Below are 16273 nucleotides of genomic sequence, written 5' to 3' on the forward strand. Positions count from 1 at the left end.
GCTCTCGCATGTCAAAGAAATTTGCACGCGGCCTCTATAGCGATGCCGCGCGCGAGGCAAGCCGGGTGACAGAAGCGACGTCGAATCCGTGCAAGACGCCGATGCTCAAGGAGCGTAATTTCGAATCAAAATCGGTCGGCGGGTGCGGGTGGGCAACGATGGACGGGATGATGATAGTCGAACGCGAACAGCATCGGAGTCAGGCGCCCGCGGCAGGTTGCTTCGGCCTGGCGCGCGCGCCCGAAAGTTATGACGGCGCCTCGCGCCAACATCCGGAGGGCGAGCCTTCCGACTGGGAGCGCTATGCCGCCCGCTTCTGCGTGGTGGATTATGGCGACGGACAGCCCGTCAAAGCAGCGCCGCGAACTTCCTGACCGCCGCAGCGGCGCCATCGGGATCGTTCCAGACCGCGCCGCTCACCGCGAGGAAGTCCGCACCGGCATTGATCAGCGGCTTCGCATTTTGGGGGGTTATGCCGCCAATCGCCACACAGGGCAGTTCAAAGACGGTCGTCCACCAGCTCAGGATCGACGGATCAGGCTGATGGTGCGTTTCCTTGGTCTGGGTCGGGTAGAAAGCACCAAAGGCGACATAGTCAGCCCCGGCCTCGCCCGCTTCCATCGCAAGATGGCGGCTGTCATGGCAGGTGACGCCGATCTGCACCGAGGGTCCGAGGATCTGGCGCGCCTCGCGCGCGTCGCCATCCTCCTGGCCAAGATGGACGCCGTCGGCGCCAAGGCGCTTGGCCAGCGCAATGCTGTCATTGATGATGAAGGCGACGTCGCGGTCCGCGCAGATCTTCTGCAGCGGTTCGGCAAGCCGCGCGATGGCGTGATCGTCCAGCCCCTTCAGCCGAAGCTGGAACGCCGCCACCGGCCCCGCCTCAAGCGCTGCCGCGAGAGTGCCCGCGAAATCGTCACCGATCGTCGGCGGCGAAATCAGGTAAAGCTGGCACTTCGGCCGACGCGGATCGCGCTCGAAGCGGTCGGCGAAATTGGGGTCGAGCTGGAGGTCGTCGTCTTCGTCGGTCATTTCGCCGCACTAGCCAAAGTGTCGCGTCCGCGAAAGCGGATAAGACACTTTGGCGTAGTACGCATTCGTTCAGCCCTTGACGGTCGAAGCCTGATGGATTTCGTCGATCGCGCCACCCAGCACACCGTCGAACTCCGCTTCACTCATGCCATGGCGAAGATCCGACAGCAGCGCGCGCGAGAAGCTCGCGATCATGCCCTGGTTCTTGGCAAGCTCGGTGCACGCCTCGGCGCGCGAGAAGCCGCCTGACAGCGCGACGACGCGCAGCACGCGCGGGTGATCGACCAACGGCTTGAACAGGTCGGGCTTTGCGGGGATCGAAAGCTTGAGCATGACCTTGTCATTACCCGGCATCGCATCGAGCGCCTTGAGTGTCTCTTCGAGCAGGATCTGATCAGCTTCCGCGCGCTCGGGGCTCTTGATGTTGATCTCGGGCTCGATCATCGGAATGAGGCCGCCGGCAATAACCTGCTGCGCCACTTCGAACTGCTGCTTCACGATGGCGGCAATGCCCTCGCGATTGGCGAGGTTGATCACCGAGCGCTCCTTGGTGCCGAACACGCCAAGTCCCTTGGCACGCGCCAGCAACGCATCAAGCTCGGGCATCGGCTTCATCAGTTGGACGCCATTGGCCTCGTCCTCAAGCCCCTTGTCGATCTTGATGAAGGGCACGACACCCTTGTCGATCAGCGCCTGCGGGGTGGGCTTGCCATCGACCTGGCCGTCCATCGTGCGCTCGAACAGGATCGCGCCGATCACCTTCTCACCGGTGAACGCCGGCGAAGTGATGATGCGGCTGCGCATCTGGTGGATGAGGCCGAACATCTCCTCGTCGTTCGACCAGGCGCCTTCTTCGATGCCATAACCCTTGAGCGCCTTGGGCGTCGAGCCGCCGCTCTGGTCGAGCGCGGCGATAAAGCCCGCGCCCTTGCCCATCTGTTCCGCCATCTTGCCGTCCGCCATTTTTCCTCCAACCGGATGATCGTGTTCCCGTGCGCTGTTAGGCGAGGCCTCCCGCATCGGCAACTATGGCAGCGTTGGACAGAAGGCGTGAAACGACTGACGACGGGAAAGCCGGGATGAACCCACGCAACGCCTCTACCGTCAACAACATTTCGAGTGCCGCGCGAATGGCTCAGTCGTCATCACTGCTTTGGCGGGGTGATTTCCTTGCCATCGAGCCCGATATAGCGATGCTTGACGGCTTGTCCGGATCTGCGGGCGACGATGGTCAGATCGGTTTCGGCGCGCACGAGCAAAACCTTGCCCGCCGGCTGACGGGCGGCCCAGGCGGTCAGTTCCTTGCTGACCACCTTGCAGGGCAAGCACCAGTCGGCCCAATAGTCGACCACGACATAGCGAGCCTTTCCGACCGCGGGCCCGGTGGCAGGCTTTCCATCTCGCGTCTCCAGTTCAGCCATACTCTGGGCCAGCGATGGCCCCGAGACAACCTTGCCGGCGCGGATTGCATTCTCTACGAGCGGGACCATCGCCCCCGACTTTCCGCCACCCTTTTTGCGCAGGAGCAAACGTCCGCGCGCATCATAGACGCGCACTTCAGGAAGCTCGTACTGCTCCTTTTTCGCCTTCACCAACGCGTCATGACGTATCAGCGCCTTCTCGGTCCAACGTGTGTCCAATGTGGCTGCAGCCAATGTGGCCGGTAGTGCCATCGACATTACCGTGGCCGTAAACAGGTGAAGCCTTCCGATCATGCCGTTCCTCGTTCACAGCTGGAGTACGGCACAGACTGCAGTGCACAAGCTGTGCGGCCCATGAACAAAATTCAATAAACAGAATAATTTAACAACTCAGAAACGTAAAAATAGCGGCAATCTTATATCAATCACCCTTGGTTGGCGGCCAGGGCGGCCCTTTCAGCTCCAGATGATTGCCCTCGGGATCGGTCAGGTAGATGCTCGGCCCCTCCCCGTCCGCGCCATAGCGTGACACGACCTCGACATCGGTTATGCCATGATGCGCGAGATGCGCCCGGATCGCGGCCTCGTCCCATGGATCAACCCGAAAGCAGACATGATCGACATTGTGCCCGTCGCGTCCCGGCGGCGGGCCACCCAGCTTTCCAAGCTTGCCGTCCGCGGGAATCAGGTCGATCAGCGCATTGCCGACGCGGAGCTGATAGAGATCGACATGCTCCTGATATTTCTCGAAACGCGCGCCGAGCACGTCTGTGTAGAAGCGCGCCATCGTCTCCAGATCATGGACCCGGAACACGACGTGATCGATGTCCCGGATCGTGATCATTTCAGGCCTCCAGCGCCTTCACACCGGGTAATTCCTTGCCCTCCATCCATTCGAGGAATGCGCCCCCGGCGGTGGAAACGAAAGTGAAATCGGCGGCGACGCCGGCATGGTTGAGCGCGGCAACGGTATCGCCGCCGCCCGCAACCGAAACGAGCGAGCCCTCCTTGGTCAGCGCCGCCGCGGTCTGCGCGAGCGCCACGGTGGCGGCGTCGAACGGCGCAATCTCGAACGCGCCCATCGGACCGTTCCACACCAGCGTGCGGCAGGTCTTCAGCACATCGCCCAGCGCCTCGGTCGCTGCGGGGCCGACATCGAGGATCATCTCGTCGGCCGCAACCTCGTGGACGTTGACCGTGCGCGTAGGCGGATTGGCCGCGAATTCCTTCGCCACCACCACGTCATAGGGAAGATGCACGGTGCAATCGGCCTTTTCGGCGGCGTCGAGAATGGCCTCGGCGGTATCGGTCAGATCATGCTCACACAGCGACTTTCCGACGTCGACACCGCGCGCCGCGAGAAAAGTGTTGGCCATGCCGCCGCCGATGATCAGGTGATCGACCTTGGTCACCATCTGCTTGAGCACATCGAGCTTGGTCGAGACCTTGGCGCCGCCGACAACGGCCGCGACGGGGTGCTCCGGATTGCCCAGCGCCTTGTCGAGCGCGTCGAGTTCGGCCTCCATCGCACGGCCGGCGAAGGAGGGCAGCCGGTGCGCGAGCCCTTCGGTCGAGACATGCGCGCGATGCGCGGCCGAAAAGGCATCGTTGACATAGAGATCGCCGAGTTTGGCCATCGCGTCAGCGAGCGCCGGATCGTTCTTTTCCTCGCCCGCGTGGAAACGCGTGTTCTCGAGGATCGCGACATCGCCCGGATTGAGCGCGGTTACCGCGGCCTCCGCCGTTTCACCCTGGCAATCCGGGATGAACTGCACTTCACGACCCAGCACCGCCTGATAGGGGCGTGTGATGAGCGCAAGCGACATCTGCGGATCGATCTTGCCCTTGGGACGCCCGAAATGCGCAAGGATCAGCACGATGGCGCCCTTGTCGGCCAGTTCGGTGACGGTGGCGAGCGTGGCGCGCAGCCGCGTGTCGTCGCTCACTTTGCCATCGGCCATCGGCACATTCAGGTCTTCACGGACAAGCACGCGCTTGCCGGCGATATTGCCCGTGTCGTCGAGCGTCTTGAATTTCCTCACGGCTTTTCCTCAATCCTGATCGTGTCGCCCAGCGCGATATCGCCACCCTCGAGCACGCGGCAACAGACGCCGCCGCGCCAGTCGGGCCGCAGCGCTTCCTGAAGCCCCGGCTCGGCTTCATCCATGCGCTGGCATGGGTCGGTTTCCAGCATGATTTCGAGCCGCACGTCGCCGATCGCGACGATGTCGCCCGCGCGGCGGGGCAACGTCAGCCCCTCGATGAAGAGATTGGCGCGGCGCGCGGTCCAGGGCACGTGTTTGCCAAGGTCCGCGCATGCCGCATCCCAGTCCTCACGCGCCAGGATCGTCACTTGGCGCTTCGGCATCTTGCCCGGCCTCACCCGACCGCGATGATCGCCCTCCAGCCCGAAATCGACCCCGATCCGCCCGCTTTCGAGCGTTTCCATCGGGGCCCTCGGGCCGGAGCGGCGGGCCATCCCGATCAGGCGGCCGTTGCGCATGATCAGATCAGCTTGCCGATCGCGCCAGCCGTGTCGACCATGCGGTTCGAGAAACCCCATTCATTGTCGTACCACGATACGACACGGACGAGCTTGCCTTCGAGCACCGAGGTCTCGAGGCTGTCGACCGTCGACGAAGCGGGGTTGTGGTTGAGGTCGATCGAGACCAGCGGCTCGTCGGTGTAGGCGAGCACGCCCTTGAGCGCGCCTTCCGAGGCGGCCTTGAGGATCGAATTGACCTCGTCCTTCGTCGTGTCGCGCTTGGGCGTGAAGGTCAGGTCGACGAGCGAGACGTTCGGCGTCGGCACGCGGATCGCCGAACCGTCGAGCTTGCCCTTCAGCTCGGGCAGCACCTCGCCCACCGCGCGGGCAGCGCCCGTGGTCGTCGGGATGATCGACATCGCTGCGGCGCGCGCGCGGCGCGGATCGCTGTGGATCTGGTCAAGGATCTTCTGGTCGTTGGTATAGGCGTGCACCGTGGTCATCAGACCGCGTTCGATCCCGATCGTGTCGTTCATGACCTTGGCGACGGGTGCGAGGCAGTTGGTGGTGCACGACGCGTTGGAGACGATCACGTGCTCGGCGGTCAGCTTGTCGTGGTTGACGCCGTAGACGACGGTGAGGTCGACGCCCTTGGCCGGCGCCGAGATCAGCACGCGCTTGGCGCCCGCGTCGAGATGCTTTTGCGCGCTCTCGCGGTCGGTGAAGAAGCCGGTGCATTCGAGCGCGATATCGACGCCCAGATCCTTGTGCGGCAGGTTCGCCGGATCACGCTCGGCGGTCACGCGGATCCGCTTGCCGTCCACAAGGATGTCGTTGCCGTCGACTTCGACGGTGCCGGGATAGGCACCGTGGACCGAATCGCGCTTGAAGAGCATCGCATTGAACTTGGCATCCGCGAGATCGTTGATCGCGACCAGTTCGAGACCGCTGTCAGCACGCTCGAGGATCGCGCGCGCCACCAGGCGGCCGATGCGCCCGAAACCGTTGATCGCGACTTTGACTGCCATATTCCTGTCTCCTTCAGATGGAGTTGAGCGCCGCCAGAACCTGGGGCGCGATCTTCGCGGGGGTAAGTCCGAAATGCTCATAAAGGTCGCCGGCGGGAGCCGACGCGCCGAAGCTGTCGATACCGAAGCGCAGGCCGCGGCTACCCGTATGGCGCTCCCAGCCAAAGGTCGTGCCTGCCTCGATCGAGACGCGCAGTGCATCTTCCGGGATCAGCGCAGCGCGATAGCTGGCGTCCTGCTCGGCGAAGCGTTCCCAGCTCGGCATTGAGACGACATCGGCGCCAACGCCCTCAGCCTCCAGCATATCGGCAACGCCGACAGCGATCTCGACCTCCGAACCCGTCGCGATCAGCACGACCTTGCGATCGCCCTTGGCTGCGCGCAGGCGATAGGCGCCCTTGGCAGAGAGATTCTCGGACGCGTCCGTGCGAAGCTGCGGCAGGTTCTGGCGGGTCAGCGCGAGCAGCGACGGCCCGTCCTTGCGTTCCAGCGCGAGTTCCCAGCACTCGGCGGTCTCAATGACGTCGGCGGGGCGCAGCACGTCGAGATTGGGCATGGCGCGGAGCGACATGATATGCTCGACCGGCTGGTGCGTCGGACCATCTTCGCCCAGGCCGATCGAATCGTGCGTCATCACATAGATGGCGCGCGTTTGCTGAAGCGCCGAAAGACGGATCGCCGGACGGCAATAATCGGAGAAGACGAGGAAGGTGCCGCCATAGGGAATGACGCCGCCGTGCAGCGCCATGCCGTTCATCGCCGCGGCCATGCCGAACTCGCGGATGCCATAATAGACATAGCGTCCCGAATAGTCGTCGCGCGTCAGCGGGCCGGTCGCCTTGGTCTTGGTGTTGTTCGAGCCGGTAAGATCGGCGGAGCCGCCGATCGTCTCGGGCAGTTGCTCGTTGATCGGACCCAGCACCATTTCGGACGCCTTGCGCGTCGCGACCTTTTGCGGGTTGGCGATCAGATCGGTCTTGTACGCGGCAAGCGAGAAATCGCCGGGCAGTTCGCCGTCCATGCGACGGACGAGTTCGGCGCCCAGATCGCTCGTCGTAACGCGCTTGTTCCACGCGGCATGCGCTTCGGCGCCACGGCTGCCGGCCTTTTCCCATTCCGCACGGATGTCCGCGGGAATCTCGAACGGCGCATGATTCCAGCCGAGCGTCGTGCGCGCAGCGGCGACCTCGTCGGCGCCAAGCGGGCTGCCGTGCGTGGCAGAGGTGCCCTGCTTGTTGGGCGCGCCCTTGCCGATGATCGTGCGGCACTGGACGAGCGAGGGCCGCGGATCGGTAAGCGCCTCGTCGAAGGCGCGCGCGATGTCGACGGGGTCATGGCCGTCGCACGCAACGACATGCCAGTTGGATGCGCGGTAGCGCGCGGGGATGTCCTCGCTGGTCGACAGGTCGGTCGAACCGTCGATGGTGATCTTGTTGTCGTCCCACAGCACGATCAGGCGGCCAAGGCCAAGATGTCCCGCGAGGCCCACCGCCTCATGGTTGATGCCTTCCATCAGGCAGCCGTCGCCCGCGATCACCCAGGTCTTGTGATCGACGAGGTCGTCGCCGAACACCGCGTTCAGGTGCCGCTCGGCGATCGCCATGCCGACTGCGGCGGCGAAGCCCTGCCCCAGCGGCCCGGTGGTCGTTTCGACGCCCGCCAGTTCGAAATTCTCGGGGTGGCCGGCGCAAGGGCTGCCGAGCTGGCGGAAGTTGCGGATGTCCTCGATCGTCGGACGCGCATAGCCGGTGAGGTTGAGCGCGGCGTAGATCAGCATCGAGCCGTGCCCCGCCGACAGCACGAAGCGATCGCGGTCATGCCATTTGGGCGCCGCGGCATCGTACTTCAGATATTGCGTGAAGAGCACCGTCGCGACATCGGCCATGCCCATCGGCATGCCGGGGTGCCCCGAATTCGCCGCCTGCACGGCATCCATCGACAGCGCCCGGATGGCGTTGGCGAGATCATTGGGCGAAACGGTCATGTAGGTCCCCGAAAGAGCGGCACGTATGGGCGAGTGCTCGGCGAGTCGCCGTCGCGCGCGTTCCTTTGTCGTCTGGGGGACAAACCGTCAACCTTGGGGACCGTCACGCCTGCTTCACACTTGCCCCCAGCGCCAGCCATGCTATTTCACACAGAATGTCAGAAGACCGGCTTATCCTCGCCATCGGGCGACTGGAACGGGCGCTTTCGCGGGTCGAGGCTGCGGCGGCCAGACCGGCGGAGCAGAGCCGTGGTGATGAAAGCGAAGCCGCGCTGCAATCGCTCTCCGAACGCCATGACAAGTTGAAGCGACAGGTCGAATCCGCGATCGGCGCGCTCGACCAGTTGATCGCGAAGGGCTGACGCGCATGGCAGAAGTCTCGATCGAAATCGGCGGGCGTGACTATCAGGTCAATTGCCGCGATGGTGAGGAAGCGCATCTGCGTGAGATCGCGGGGTTGCTCGACGCAAAGGCGCGCGACGCGCAGCGCGCGGTCGGGGGCATCAACGAGACGCGCCACCTGTTGCTCGCCGCGCTGCTCCTTGCGGACGAGGTGCACGAAGCCCGCCGCAACGGTGGTACACTCACCAAGCCTGATCCAGCGCCGCCGGCTGCACCCGCTCCGCCCGCCGCACTTCAGCCCGATTTCGCGCCGATTCTGGAAAAACTGGCCGAACGTGTCGAAAGCCTTGCCCAAAGGCTTGAGGCTGACGCATCGAACGCCTAGATTGGCGGCGACGGGTACTGCCCGGTACGAGCTTTTGAGAACATCCCTGAGGCTTTCATCATCCTAGGGGGCTGTCCCTGGTCGGGCTCTGGTCCGGCACACATGGTCCCCACCTGACGTATCGGCGTCAGAGGATATTCCGGCAAACGGCCATGGCGGTCCCGTCACCGCCGCCTGATTTGAAATGGTGGCAATGCCCAAGGCGCTTTTGCGACAGAGGTTGAAGGAGCGCCGCGACGGCTTTGCCGCTACGCGGCGCGGCGCACCGCATTTCACCGATCTTCCCGACACGCTCCGTGACTGGATCGAGCGGGCAAGCTGCGTCTCGGCCTATGTTCCGATCGGATCCGAAGCCGATCCACTGCCGTTGCTGCTGCACGCGCGCGAAATGGGGCACATGACCGCGCTGCCGCATGTCACGCGCCCGGACGCGCCGATGCGCTTCCTGCTGTGGCGCCCGGGCGATCCGCTTCATCCCGGTCCGATGGGGTTGCTGCAGCCCGACGCCGGCGCGCCCGGCGCCGCGCCCGATCTTATAATCACGCCATTGCTCGGCTTCGACCGGCGCTGCCACCGCCTCGGCTATGGCGCGGGATTCTACGACCGCGCCTTTGCAGGGCTTCCGACCGCACGCCGCGTGGGGCTTGCCTGGTCGGTACAGGAAGTGGATGCGGTGCCTGCCGATTCGTGGGATGTGCCGCTCCACGCGATCTGGACCGAACGCGAATGGATAGAGCCTGATCGTTTGAGGAGGAAGCGCTTTGCGCTTCCGCCGAAAGCGTGAATCAGGCTCTATTTTAATGGTTGAGACCTTGATTCACGTTTCAGGCTGATTCGGCCTGGAACGATCAAGGTCTAGTGAACGAGGAAATGCCCCGATGACGCCAAGCTGGCGCAAACCCGCAGGAATGTTCCTGATCCTGACGCTGATCACCGTCTGGGCGGTGCTGATCGCCAGCCTGTCGCCGTGGATCGGAGCGCTGCCGACGCTGGTACAGGCCGTCATCTATCTGGTGGCTGGCGTTATCTGGATCGTGCCGCTGAAGCCGCTGCTGCTCTGGATGGAGACAGGAAAATGGCGCGTATGAAATGGCGCGAGTGACGGGGCTCGAACCCGCGACCTCCGGCGTGACAGGCCGGCGCTCTAACCAACTGAGCTACACCCGCGTTCGACACGGATAGAGCCTCTGCGACAGCGGCGCAGATGACGTTCGATCCGACGATCTGGATTTCCCCGCTGAAAGCCACCTCTGCTCCGCATGGAAACAGGAAAGTGGCGCGAGTGACGGGGCTCGAACCCGCGACCTCCGGCGTGACAGGCCGGCGCTCTAACCAACTGAGCTACACCCGCGTACTGCGGTGAGGGGGGCCAACTAGGCGAGGGCCGGGAGACTGTCAAGCGGTGGCTGAGGATGATTTTTCATCTTCGTCGAAATCCTCGTCATCGGGGTGCGTGAGCGTCCCCTCCTCGAACAGGAAACCTGCGATATCCGGGGTTCCCGCGGCTCCGATTACGGTACGGATGATGATGAGCAGAGGTACCGCAAGCAATGCGCCGGGTGTGCCCCAGACCCACCCCCAGAAGCTCAGCGAGATGAGAATCAGCAGCGGATTGACCGTGAGCTTGCGGCCGACCACCAGCGGCGTGACGAAATTCGCTTCGAGCGTGTGAAAGAGGATCTGGATCGCAGCGGGCAACAGCGCCCACCAGATATCGGAAAAGGTCATCAACCCGCCCATCGCGAGCAGCAGCGCCGCGAGGATCGGCCCCAGATAGGGGATATAATTGAGGATCGCGACGATCCCCCCCCACATCAGCGGCGAAGGCATGCCGATGACGTACAGCGCCAGCGCCATTGCAAGCCCGAGGCCCAGGTTGATCAACGTGATTGTGCCGAGATAGGCCGAGGTCGCGTCGACCACGTTCTGAATGACGCGCGCGGTCGCCATCGCGCCATCGAAACTGCCGCGACTGGTGATCGTCCGCTCCCTCAGCCGCGTCCACCCCGCGAGAAAGAAGAAGATCAGCAGCAGCGCGAAGAACATCTGGATCAGCGCATAAGGCGCCGAGGTCGCGACGAGATCGATGAGCGAGCTCGGCGCCGACACCGCTTCAGCGCGCGCAGCGGCCACGGGGCCTGTCGCCAGCATCGCGATACTCTGGTCGATAAAGCGCTGGAGGTTCGAATAAAAATCGATGACGGGCGCGAGATTGGCCTGAATGAGTCCGATGCGCTCGGGCAGCACGCGGAACCATTCGGCAGCGGGCACGACGATCGAGACGAGCACGATGTTCATCACGACGAGGAACAGCAGCACGCACAGGAACGCTGCCATTGCCGCAGGCACGCGGCGACGCTGGAGCCATTCGAGCCAGGGCACCATCGCGATCGCGATCACGATGGCGGCGGTGACGGGCAGGAAGAATTCTGCACCCGCGCGCAGGGCAAAGGGCAGCCCGAGCAGGAGCCCCACGCCCGCAATCAACGTCAGCGCGGCGAGCAGCCGATCGCGGTGCCAGTCGACACGGTGATGATGCTCGCGGTGCGGATGAAGCTCGGGCGTGACGGTCAGACGATCGTTCGTCGCCACGGGCCCTGCCCGCGAAACTTCCTCCTGATCGGTACGCCTCGTCGCCATAGCTCCTGACTACCGGGGCTTTGCGCCAGTGTCACGCGATCTGAGCCGCGACGACGCACGACCATGCCCGATCGCGCTCAACCCTTCAGGTCGCGCGCGATCGCCTTCCGCGTGCCCGCGCCATAGGGCGGCTTGAAGCCCGCAAGCTTCGCGACGTCGATCCGAGGCTGGCGATAGACCGCCTTGGCGTGGCTGAAGGTCCTGAAGCCGTCCTGGCCGTGATAGCTCCCCATCCCCGACGGCCCGATCCCGCCAAAGGGCAGATCCTCCATCGAAACATGGAAGACGACGTCGTTGACGGTGACGCCGCCCGAAATGGTCCGGTCGAGCACGGTGCGCTGCTCGGCTGCGTCCTGCCCGAAATAATAGAGCCCAAGCGGTCGATCGTGGCGGTTCACATAGTCGATCGCCTCGTCGATCGCCTTATAGCGCATGACGGGCAGGATGGGCCCGAAGATCTCCTCCTGCATCACCTTCATGTCGTCATTGACGTTGGTCAGGATTCGCAGCGGCATCTTGCGCCCGTTATAGGCGCCGAAATCCTCGCCCGCGGGATTGACCTCGATCACCTCGGCGCCCTTGGCGCGCGCATCCTCGACATAGTGATCGAGGCGGTCGACATGACGGTCGTTCACGACCGAACTATAGTCAGGATTGGCGATCAGCGACGGATAGAGCGCGGAGGCTGCGCGGCTGATCCCGTCGACCACCGCGCTCTCCTTCTCCTCGGGCACGAGCAGATAGTCGGGCGCCAGGCAGATCTGCCCTGCATTGAGCATCTTCCCCAGCGCGATCCGTTCGGAAGCCTGTTCAATATCCGCGCTGCGCCCGATTATGGTGGGCGATTTGCCGCCCAGTTCGAGCGTCACCGGAGTCAGGCTGTCCGCTGCGGCGTGCAGGATGTGCCGGCCGATCGGCGTCGCGCCGGTGAAGATCAGATGATCGAAGGGCAATTCGGAAAACGCCTTGCCGACATCGGGACCGCCGCTGAAGCAGGCCAGTTCGGTGCGGTCGAAATATTTCGGTGCGACTTGTTCGAACAAGGCCGATACGCCGGGCGTGTATTCGGAGGATTTGACCATCACGCGATTGCCCGCGGCGAACGCGCCCGCGATCGGCCCCATCGTCAATTGGACCGGAAAGTTCCAGGGCGCGATCACCCCCACGACGCCCTTGGGCTGATATTCCACCCAGGCCTTCGCGCCGAGCAGTCCCAGAGGAAAATCGAGCTTGCGCCGTTCAGGACGCGCCCAACGATCGAGATTCTTGATCGCGTGCTTCAACGTACGGATCGACGCGACAATATCGGTCATCAACGATTGCTCGCGGCTGCGATGACCAAAGTCCTCGGACAATGCGGTCGCGAAATCCTCGCCATGCGCAACCATCATCGCGATCGCGCGCTTCAGCCGATCCTTGCGGATTGAAAGGCTGACGGGCAGTTCGGCAGTGAACGCCGTGCGCTGTGTCTCCAGAACCGATCGCATGTCCTGTACGTCCGCCATCACCGCCTCTCCAATTATCGTTTCATATTGCGACTTATTCCGCGTGTGCGGGACTTTGTCGACTCAAAGCAAAACGAAACCCGCGATACCCGACGCAAGCAGCAGCCAGAGCGGCCAGGCCGCCACCGCCATCAGCGCACCAAGCGGCACGCGCGTGGTGGCGGACACGGCCTCCCCTCTCGCGCGTTGCGCCAGAACCGCCAATAGCCCCAGAATGCTGGCGAACAGCAGCACCAGGGGCAGCATCTGCCAGCCCAGCCAGGCGCCGATCGCGCCAAGCAGCTTGGGGTCGCCCCACCCCAGCCCCTCGCGACCACGCAGCGCGCGATAGGCAAGCGCAATCGCCGCGAGCGCGCCGAAGCCCGCTGCCGCGCCGATCACGCGGTCAATCAGGGGCACACCCAATCCCGTCGCTCCCACTGCAAGTCCCAGCACGCCCAATGGCAATGTCAGTCGGTCTGGCAGCCAGAAATGCTCCGCATCAAGCGCGGCGAGCGCGAGCAGGAACCAGCCGAAGATCGCCCCCGCCACGCCGTTCAAATCGGGCGACGCGAACAACGCGCTCGCGCCGATCAGCGCGGCGCCGATCTCGATGGCGAGATGTTTCCGGTCGATCGCCGCGCCGCAGCCGCGACACCGGCCGCGCTGGATCAGGTGGCTGACAATCGGCACGAGTTCGGCAGCGACGAGCGGCTTGCCGCATGCCTCGCAGCGCGAGCGCCCTACCATGACCTGTTCACCGCGCGGCCAGCGGATCACGAGATTGGCGATGAAGCTTCCGAAGATCGCGCCCGCCACCGCTCCGGCAAGCGGCAACAGCGCTTCATTCACCGGCGGCCGCCAGAATGCGTTCGGCCTGTTTCACATGCGGCCGGTCGATCATCCTGCCGTCGAGCGAAAGCGCGCCCGCTTGCGGATTGGCCGCAAAGGCAGCAATCACAGAGCGCGCATGTTCGATCTCGGCCTCGCTCGGGGTGAAGGCCGCGTTGATCACGGGCACCTGCGTCGGATGGATCGCCATCATGCCGGTAAAGCCGTCGCGTCGTCCGCGCGCGGCATAGACTGCAAGCCCGTCCAGATCCTTGAAGGCCGGGTAGACCGTCTCGATCGCCTGCACCCCCGCTGCATGCGCGCCGAAGAGCGTCAGCGACCGCGCGACCTGATAGGGCGCGGTATAGCTGCCATCATCCTCGCGCGAGGTGACCGCGCCGATCGCGGCTGGCAGATCCTCGGCGCCCCAGGTCAGGCCGATCAGCCGGTTGGTGACGCCGCCATAGCTGCCGAGCTGGAACATCGCGGCCGCCGTCTCGGTGGCGATCGGCAGGATCACGACATCCTGCGCGCCGGCCCAGTCGAGTTTCGAATCGAGATCCTTGAGCGATGTACGCCCTTCGGCCTTTGGCAACACGATCCCGTCGGGTTTGCCCGGCAGTACGGCGGCGAGGTCTTCATCGGTCATGCCGCTGTCGAGTGGATTGACGCGAACGAAGACAGGCAATTGCCTATCACGTTGCAGGAATTTACCTATTTCGGTGCGCGCCACATCCTTCTGCGTCAGCGCCACGGCATCCTCGAGGTCGAGGATCAGCGCATCGGCGCCGCTCGCCACGGCCGCCTTTTCCATGCGGTCGGGCCTGTCGCCAGGCACGAAGAGCAGCGAGCGCAGCCTCATGCAGGCTTCTTCTTCAGAAGCGCCATGCGGAGGCACGAGCAGACCTCTTCGTTCCGCTGGTTGAGCATGGCGTGACGAAAGGTGACGACACCCGCATCGGGCCGCGATCGGCTTTCGCGCAGGTCCATCACCTCGGTCTCGGCGCGCAGCGTATCGCCGATGAAGACGGGTTTGGGCATCACCACCTTGTCATAACCGAGATTGGCGACGAGCGTCCCGAGCGTGGTGTCTCCCACCGAGAGACCGATCAACAGCGCGAAGGTGAAGGTGCCGTTGAAGAGGATCTGGCCAAATTCGCTCGCTTTCGCGGCCTCGACATCAAGGTGGAGCGGCTGCGGATTGTGCGTCATCGTCGTGAAGAGGAGGTTGTCGGTCTCAGTGACCGTCCGCCGCAGTTCGTGCACGATTGCGTCGCCGACGCACCATTCATCGAAAAATTTTCCTGCCATTGTTTCCTATCCAATTCGTCATGCTGAACGTGTTTGGAGCATATCGCTCCCTCCGGCGTCACCCTGAACTTGTTTCAGGGTCCATGGTGCCGCTTGCTGAATGCGCGCGGCTCAAGCCGGGATGCTGAAACAAGTTCAGCATGACGGAAGGGGCCGCCTGTCCGAACGGAGCAGCCACCAAACGAGCCTGTCCTGCGCCCGTTCAGCACAACGATGCTCAACCAAGTCCTCCAAAACCCCGCCCCGCGGTCCAGCCGCCATCGGCCGGAAGCACCACGCCCGATACATAACGCGCCGCATCCGACGCAAGAAACAGGCAGACATCGGCGACATCGTCGACCGTGCCCATCCGCTTCAACGGCACGCTCTCGGCCGAGCGCTTCTTGGCCTCGGGCGTGGGCGCGAGACGTTCCATTCCCTCGGTGCCCTCGATCGGGCCGGGCGAGACCGAATTGACGCGCACGCCTTCCGGCCCCCACTCGATCGCGAGCGTTTTGGTGATCATGTCCACCCCCGCCTTGGCCGCGCAGACATGCGCCTGCAGTGCCATCGGGATGAAAGCCTGCGGGGCGGAAATGTTGATCACGGCCGCGCCCGGCTTTGCGAGCGCGTCATAGGCCGCGCGCATGACGTGGAAGGTGCCGATGCAGTCGATATCGATCACCGACTTGAAGCCGTTGGGGCTGAGCGAGGAAGCGAGCGCAGGAAAATTGCCCGCGGCGCCCGAGATCAGCACGTCGATCTGGCCACGCTTCGCCTTATGATCGTCGACCGCGGCCTTCACCGCATCGAAATCGCGGACGTCGAGCGCATAGCCGAGCGCGTCGTGCGTGTGCGACAGCGCGGCGCGGGCGGCCTCTACCTTTTCGGGGTTGCGGCTCGCGACCGTGAGCCTGGCGCCCGCGCGCGCAAAGGCGTGCGCAATGCCAAGATTGATCCCGCTGGTGCCGCCGAAGACGAACACTTTCTTCCCCGAGAAATCGAATATCGGCATCGTCATGACTGCCCTCTCCTGTCTTTAAACGCGCCACGGCAAAACCCTAGAGCCAGACCCGAAAATGGGACCTTATAACCGCTCATCCTGAGGAAGGACTGAGCTTGGCGAAGGCCTATCTCGAAGGGCCTGCACCGAACCGTCCTTCGAGACACCGTTTCGACAAGCTCAACGGCTCCTCAGGATGAGCGGCTTTGAGCTAAATTCGACGCCGTAACTTCACTTAGCTTCGCAAACTTCTCACAAACGCGCATGTTGATTCGGCCTCTCCCCGCGCGGCGGCAGGGAGCGCGCCTGCGACCAGCATGACATGGGTAGGCGCCTGTAGGACAGAGG

At 63.9% G+C, this 16273-nt stretch carries 19 protein-coding genes and 2 tRNA genes; 5 read left to right on the top strand and 16 right to left on the bottom strand.

Annotated elements, in window-relative coordinates; translation table 11 throughout:
- Positions 1-8: 8 nt before the first annotated feature.
- Complete coding sequence (locus D3876_RS15430) at positions 9-374, top strand: hypothetical protein (protein WP_119763997.1); 366 nt, start codon at positions 9-11, stop codon at positions 372-374.
- Here the strand turns inward: D3876_RS15430 and thiE are convergent.
- From thiE to tkt, 8 genes are all read right to left on the bottom strand, one after another.
- Complete coding sequence (gene thiE, locus D3876_RS15435) at positions 349-1032, bottom strand: thiamine phosphate synthase (RefSeq protein ID WP_119763999.1); 684 nt, start codon at positions 1030-1032, stop codon at positions 349-351. The two genes, D3876_RS15430 and thiE, sit on opposite strands and share 26 nt — an antisense overlap.
- Before the next feature lie 69 nt (positions 1033-1101).
- Complete coding sequence (locus D3876_RS15440) at positions 1102-1995, bottom strand: fructose bisphosphate aldolase (protein ID WP_119764001.1); 894 nt, start codon at positions 1993-1995, stop codon at positions 1102-1104.
- Positions 1996-2177: 182 nt separating this feature from the next.
- Entirely contained in the window at positions 2178-2747 is a 570-nt protein-coding gene (locus tag D3876_RS15445; RefSeq protein WP_119764003.1) for a thioredoxin domain-containing protein, read from the bottom strand.
- A 127-nt stretch (positions 2748-2874) separates the two neighbouring features.
- Positions 2875-3297 (bottom strand): VOC family protein, encoded by a 423-nt coding sequence (locus D3876_RS15450; RefSeq protein ID WP_119764005.1) that lies wholly within the window; start codon positions 3295-3297, stop codon positions 2875-2877.
- A gap of 1 nt (position 3298) precedes the next feature.
- Entirely contained in the window at positions 3299-4495 is a 1197-nt protein-coding gene (locus tag D3876_RS15455) for a phosphoglycerate kinase (protein ID WP_119764007.1), read from the bottom strand.
- Positions 4492-4902, bottom strand: coding sequence for an MOSC domain-containing protein (locus D3876_RS15460; RefSeq protein ID WP_220475476.1), 411 nt, complete (start codon positions 4900-4902; stop codon positions 4492-4494). The genes D3876_RS15455 and D3876_RS15460 overlap by 4 nt, the downstream gene beginning before the upstream one ends.
- Before the next feature lie 56 nt (positions 4903-4958).
- Positions 4959-5966, bottom strand: coding sequence for a type I glyceraldehyde-3-phosphate dehydrogenase (gene gap / locus D3876_RS15465; protein ID WP_119764011.1), 1008 nt, complete (start codon positions 5964-5966; stop codon positions 4959-4961).
- A gap of 13 nt (positions 5967-5979) precedes the next feature.
- Positions 5980-7950, bottom strand: coding sequence for a transketolase (gene tkt / locus D3876_RS15470; protein WP_119764013.1), 1971 nt, complete (start codon positions 7948-7950; stop codon positions 5980-5982).
- Positions 7951-8105: 155 nt separating this feature from the next.
- On the opposite strand from tkt, the gene D3876_RS15475 reads away from it, so the two are divergent.
- The 4 genes from D3876_RS15475 (at position 8106) to D3876_RS15490 (ending at position 9765) form a co-directional block, all read left to right on the top strand.
- On the top strand, positions 8106-8312 hold the full coding sequence (locus D3876_RS15475; RefSeq protein WP_119764015.1) for a hypothetical protein: 207 nt from the start codon (positions 8106-8108) through the stop codon (positions 8310-8312).
- Positions 8313-8317: 5 nt separating this feature from the next.
- Complete coding sequence (locus D3876_RS15480; RefSeq protein WP_119764017.1) at positions 8318-8677, top strand: cell division protein ZapA; 360 nt, start codon at positions 8318-8320, stop codon at positions 8675-8677.
- A 193-nt stretch (positions 8678-8870) separates the two neighbouring features.
- Positions 8871-9461 (top strand): 5-formyltetrahydrofolate cyclo-ligase, encoded by a 591-nt coding sequence (locus tag D3876_RS15485; protein ID WP_119765533.1) that lies wholly within the window; start codon positions 8871-8873, stop codon positions 9459-9461.
- 94 nt (positions 9462-9555) lie between these two features.
- Complete coding sequence (locus D3876_RS15490; RefSeq protein WP_119764019.1) at positions 9556-9765, top strand: DUF2842 domain-containing protein; 210 nt, start codon at positions 9556-9558, stop codon at positions 9763-9765.
- 2 nt (positions 9766-9767) lie between these two features.
- Here the strand turns inward: D3876_RS15490 and D3876_RS15495 are convergent.
- From D3876_RS15495 to D3876_RS15530, 8 genes are all read right to left on the bottom strand, one after another.
- Positions 9768-9844: transfer RNA gene (locus D3876_RS15495), tRNA-Asp, on the bottom strand.
- Between the two features lie 107 nt (positions 9845-9951).
- Positions 9952-10028 (bottom strand) — tRNA-Asp (locus tag D3876_RS15500).
- Positions 10029-10072: 44 nt separating this feature from the next.
- A complete protein-coding gene (locus D3876_RS15505) occupies positions 10073-11251 on the bottom strand; it encodes an AI-2E family transporter (RefSeq protein WP_420801983.1) in 1179 nt (392 codons plus the stop codon).
- A 143-nt stretch (positions 11252-11394) separates the two neighbouring features.
- Positions 11395-12837, bottom strand: a complete 1443-nt coding sequence (locus D3876_RS15510) for a coniferyl aldehyde dehydrogenase (RefSeq protein ID WP_274378997.1) — start codon at positions 12835-12837, stop codon at positions 11395-11397.
- 48 nt (positions 12838-12885) lie between these two features.
- Complete coding sequence (locus D3876_RS15515) at positions 12886-13653, bottom strand: prepilin peptidase (protein WP_119764025.1); 768 nt, start codon at positions 13651-13653, stop codon at positions 12886-12888.
- On the bottom strand, positions 13646-14494 hold the full coding sequence (locus D3876_RS15520) for an HpcH/HpaI aldolase/citrate lyase family protein (protein ID WP_119764027.1): 849 nt from the start codon (positions 14492-14494) through the stop codon (positions 13646-13648). Before D3876_RS15520 ends, D3876_RS15515 begins: the two co-directional genes overlap by 8 nt.
- Positions 14491-14943 carry a MaoC family dehydratase gene (locus D3876_RS15525; RefSeq protein ID WP_119764029.1) on the bottom strand — a complete coding sequence of 151 codons (453 nt, stop codon included), beginning with the start codon at positions 14941-14943 and terminating at the stop codon, positions 14491-14493. Before D3876_RS15525 ends, D3876_RS15520 begins: the two co-directional genes overlap by 4 nt.
- A gap of 217 nt (positions 14944-15160) precedes the next feature.
- Entirely contained in the window at positions 15161-15943 is a 783-nt protein-coding gene (locus D3876_RS15530; RefSeq protein WP_119764031.1) for an SDR family oxidoreductase, read from the bottom strand.
- Positions 15944-16273: the final 330 nt, after the last annotated feature.

The sequence above is a fragment of the Sphingomonas cavernae genome (assembly GCF_003590775.1).
Classification (GTDB): domain Bacteria; phylum Pseudomonadota; class Alphaproteobacteria; order Sphingomonadales; family Sphingomonadaceae; genus Sphingobium_A; species Sphingobium_A cavernae.

What these genes read in the sequence shown, in the direction of transcription:
- D3876_RS15430 (WP_119763997.1), top strand. Translation starts at nt 9, where the DNA reads ATGTCAAAGAAATTTGCACGCGGCCTCTATAGCGATGCCGCGCGCGAG.
- thiE (WP_119763999.1), bottom strand. Translation starts at nt 1,032, where the DNA reads ATGACCGACGAAGACGACGACCTCCAGCTCGACCCCAATTTCGCCGAC.
- D3876_RS15440 (WP_119764001.1), bottom strand. Translation starts at nt 1,995, where the DNA reads ATGGCGGACGGCAAGATGGCGGAACAGATGGGCAAGGGCGCGGGCTTT.
- D3876_RS15445 (WP_119764003.1), bottom strand. Translation starts at nt 2,747, where the DNA reads ATGATCGGAAGGCTTCACCTGTTTACGGCCACGGTAATGTCGATGGCA.
- D3876_RS15450 (WP_119764005.1), bottom strand. Translation starts at nt 3,297, where the DNA reads ATGATCACGATCCGGGACATCGATCACGTCGTGTTCCGGGTCCATGAT.
- D3876_RS15460 (WP_220475476.1), bottom strand. Translation starts at nt 4,902, where the DNA reads ATGGAAACGCTCGAAAGCGGGCGGATCGGGGTCGATTTCGGGCTGGAG.
- gap (WP_119764011.1), bottom strand. Translation starts at nt 5,966, where the DNA reads ATGGCAGTCAAAGTCGCGATCAACGGTTTCGGGCGCATCGGCCGCCTG.
- tkt (WP_119764013.1), bottom strand. Translation starts at nt 7,950, where the DNA reads ATGACCGTTTCGCCCAATGATCTCGCCAACGCCATCCGGGCGCTGTCG.
- D3876_RS15475 (WP_119764015.1), top strand. Translation starts at nt 8,106, where the DNA reads ATGTCAGAAGACCGGCTTATCCTCGCCATCGGGCGACTGGAACGGGCG.
- D3876_RS15480 (WP_119764017.1), top strand. Translation starts at nt 8,318, where the DNA reads ATGGCAGAAGTCTCGATCGAAATCGGCGGGCGTGACTATCAGGTCAAT.
- D3876_RS15485 (WP_119765533.1), top strand. Translation starts at nt 8,871, where the DNA reads ATGCCCAAGGCGCTTTTGCGACAGAGGTTGAAGGAGCGCCGCGACGGC.
- D3876_RS15490 (WP_119764019.1), top strand. Translation starts at nt 9,556, where the DNA reads ATGACGCCAAGCTGGCGCAAACCCGCAGGAATGTTCCTGATCCTGACG.
- D3876_RS15520 (WP_119764027.1), bottom strand. Translation starts at nt 14,494, where the DNA reads ATGAGGCTGCGCTCGCTGCTCTTCGTGCCTGGCGACAGGCCCGACCGC.
- D3876_RS15525 (WP_119764029.1), bottom strand. Translation starts at nt 14,943, where the DNA reads ATGGCAGGAAAATTTTTCGATGAATGGTGCGTCGGCGACGCAATCGTG.
- D3876_RS15530 (WP_119764031.1), bottom strand. Translation starts at nt 15,943, where the DNA reads ATGACGATGCCGATATTCGATTTCTCGGGGAAGAAAGTGTTCGTCTTC.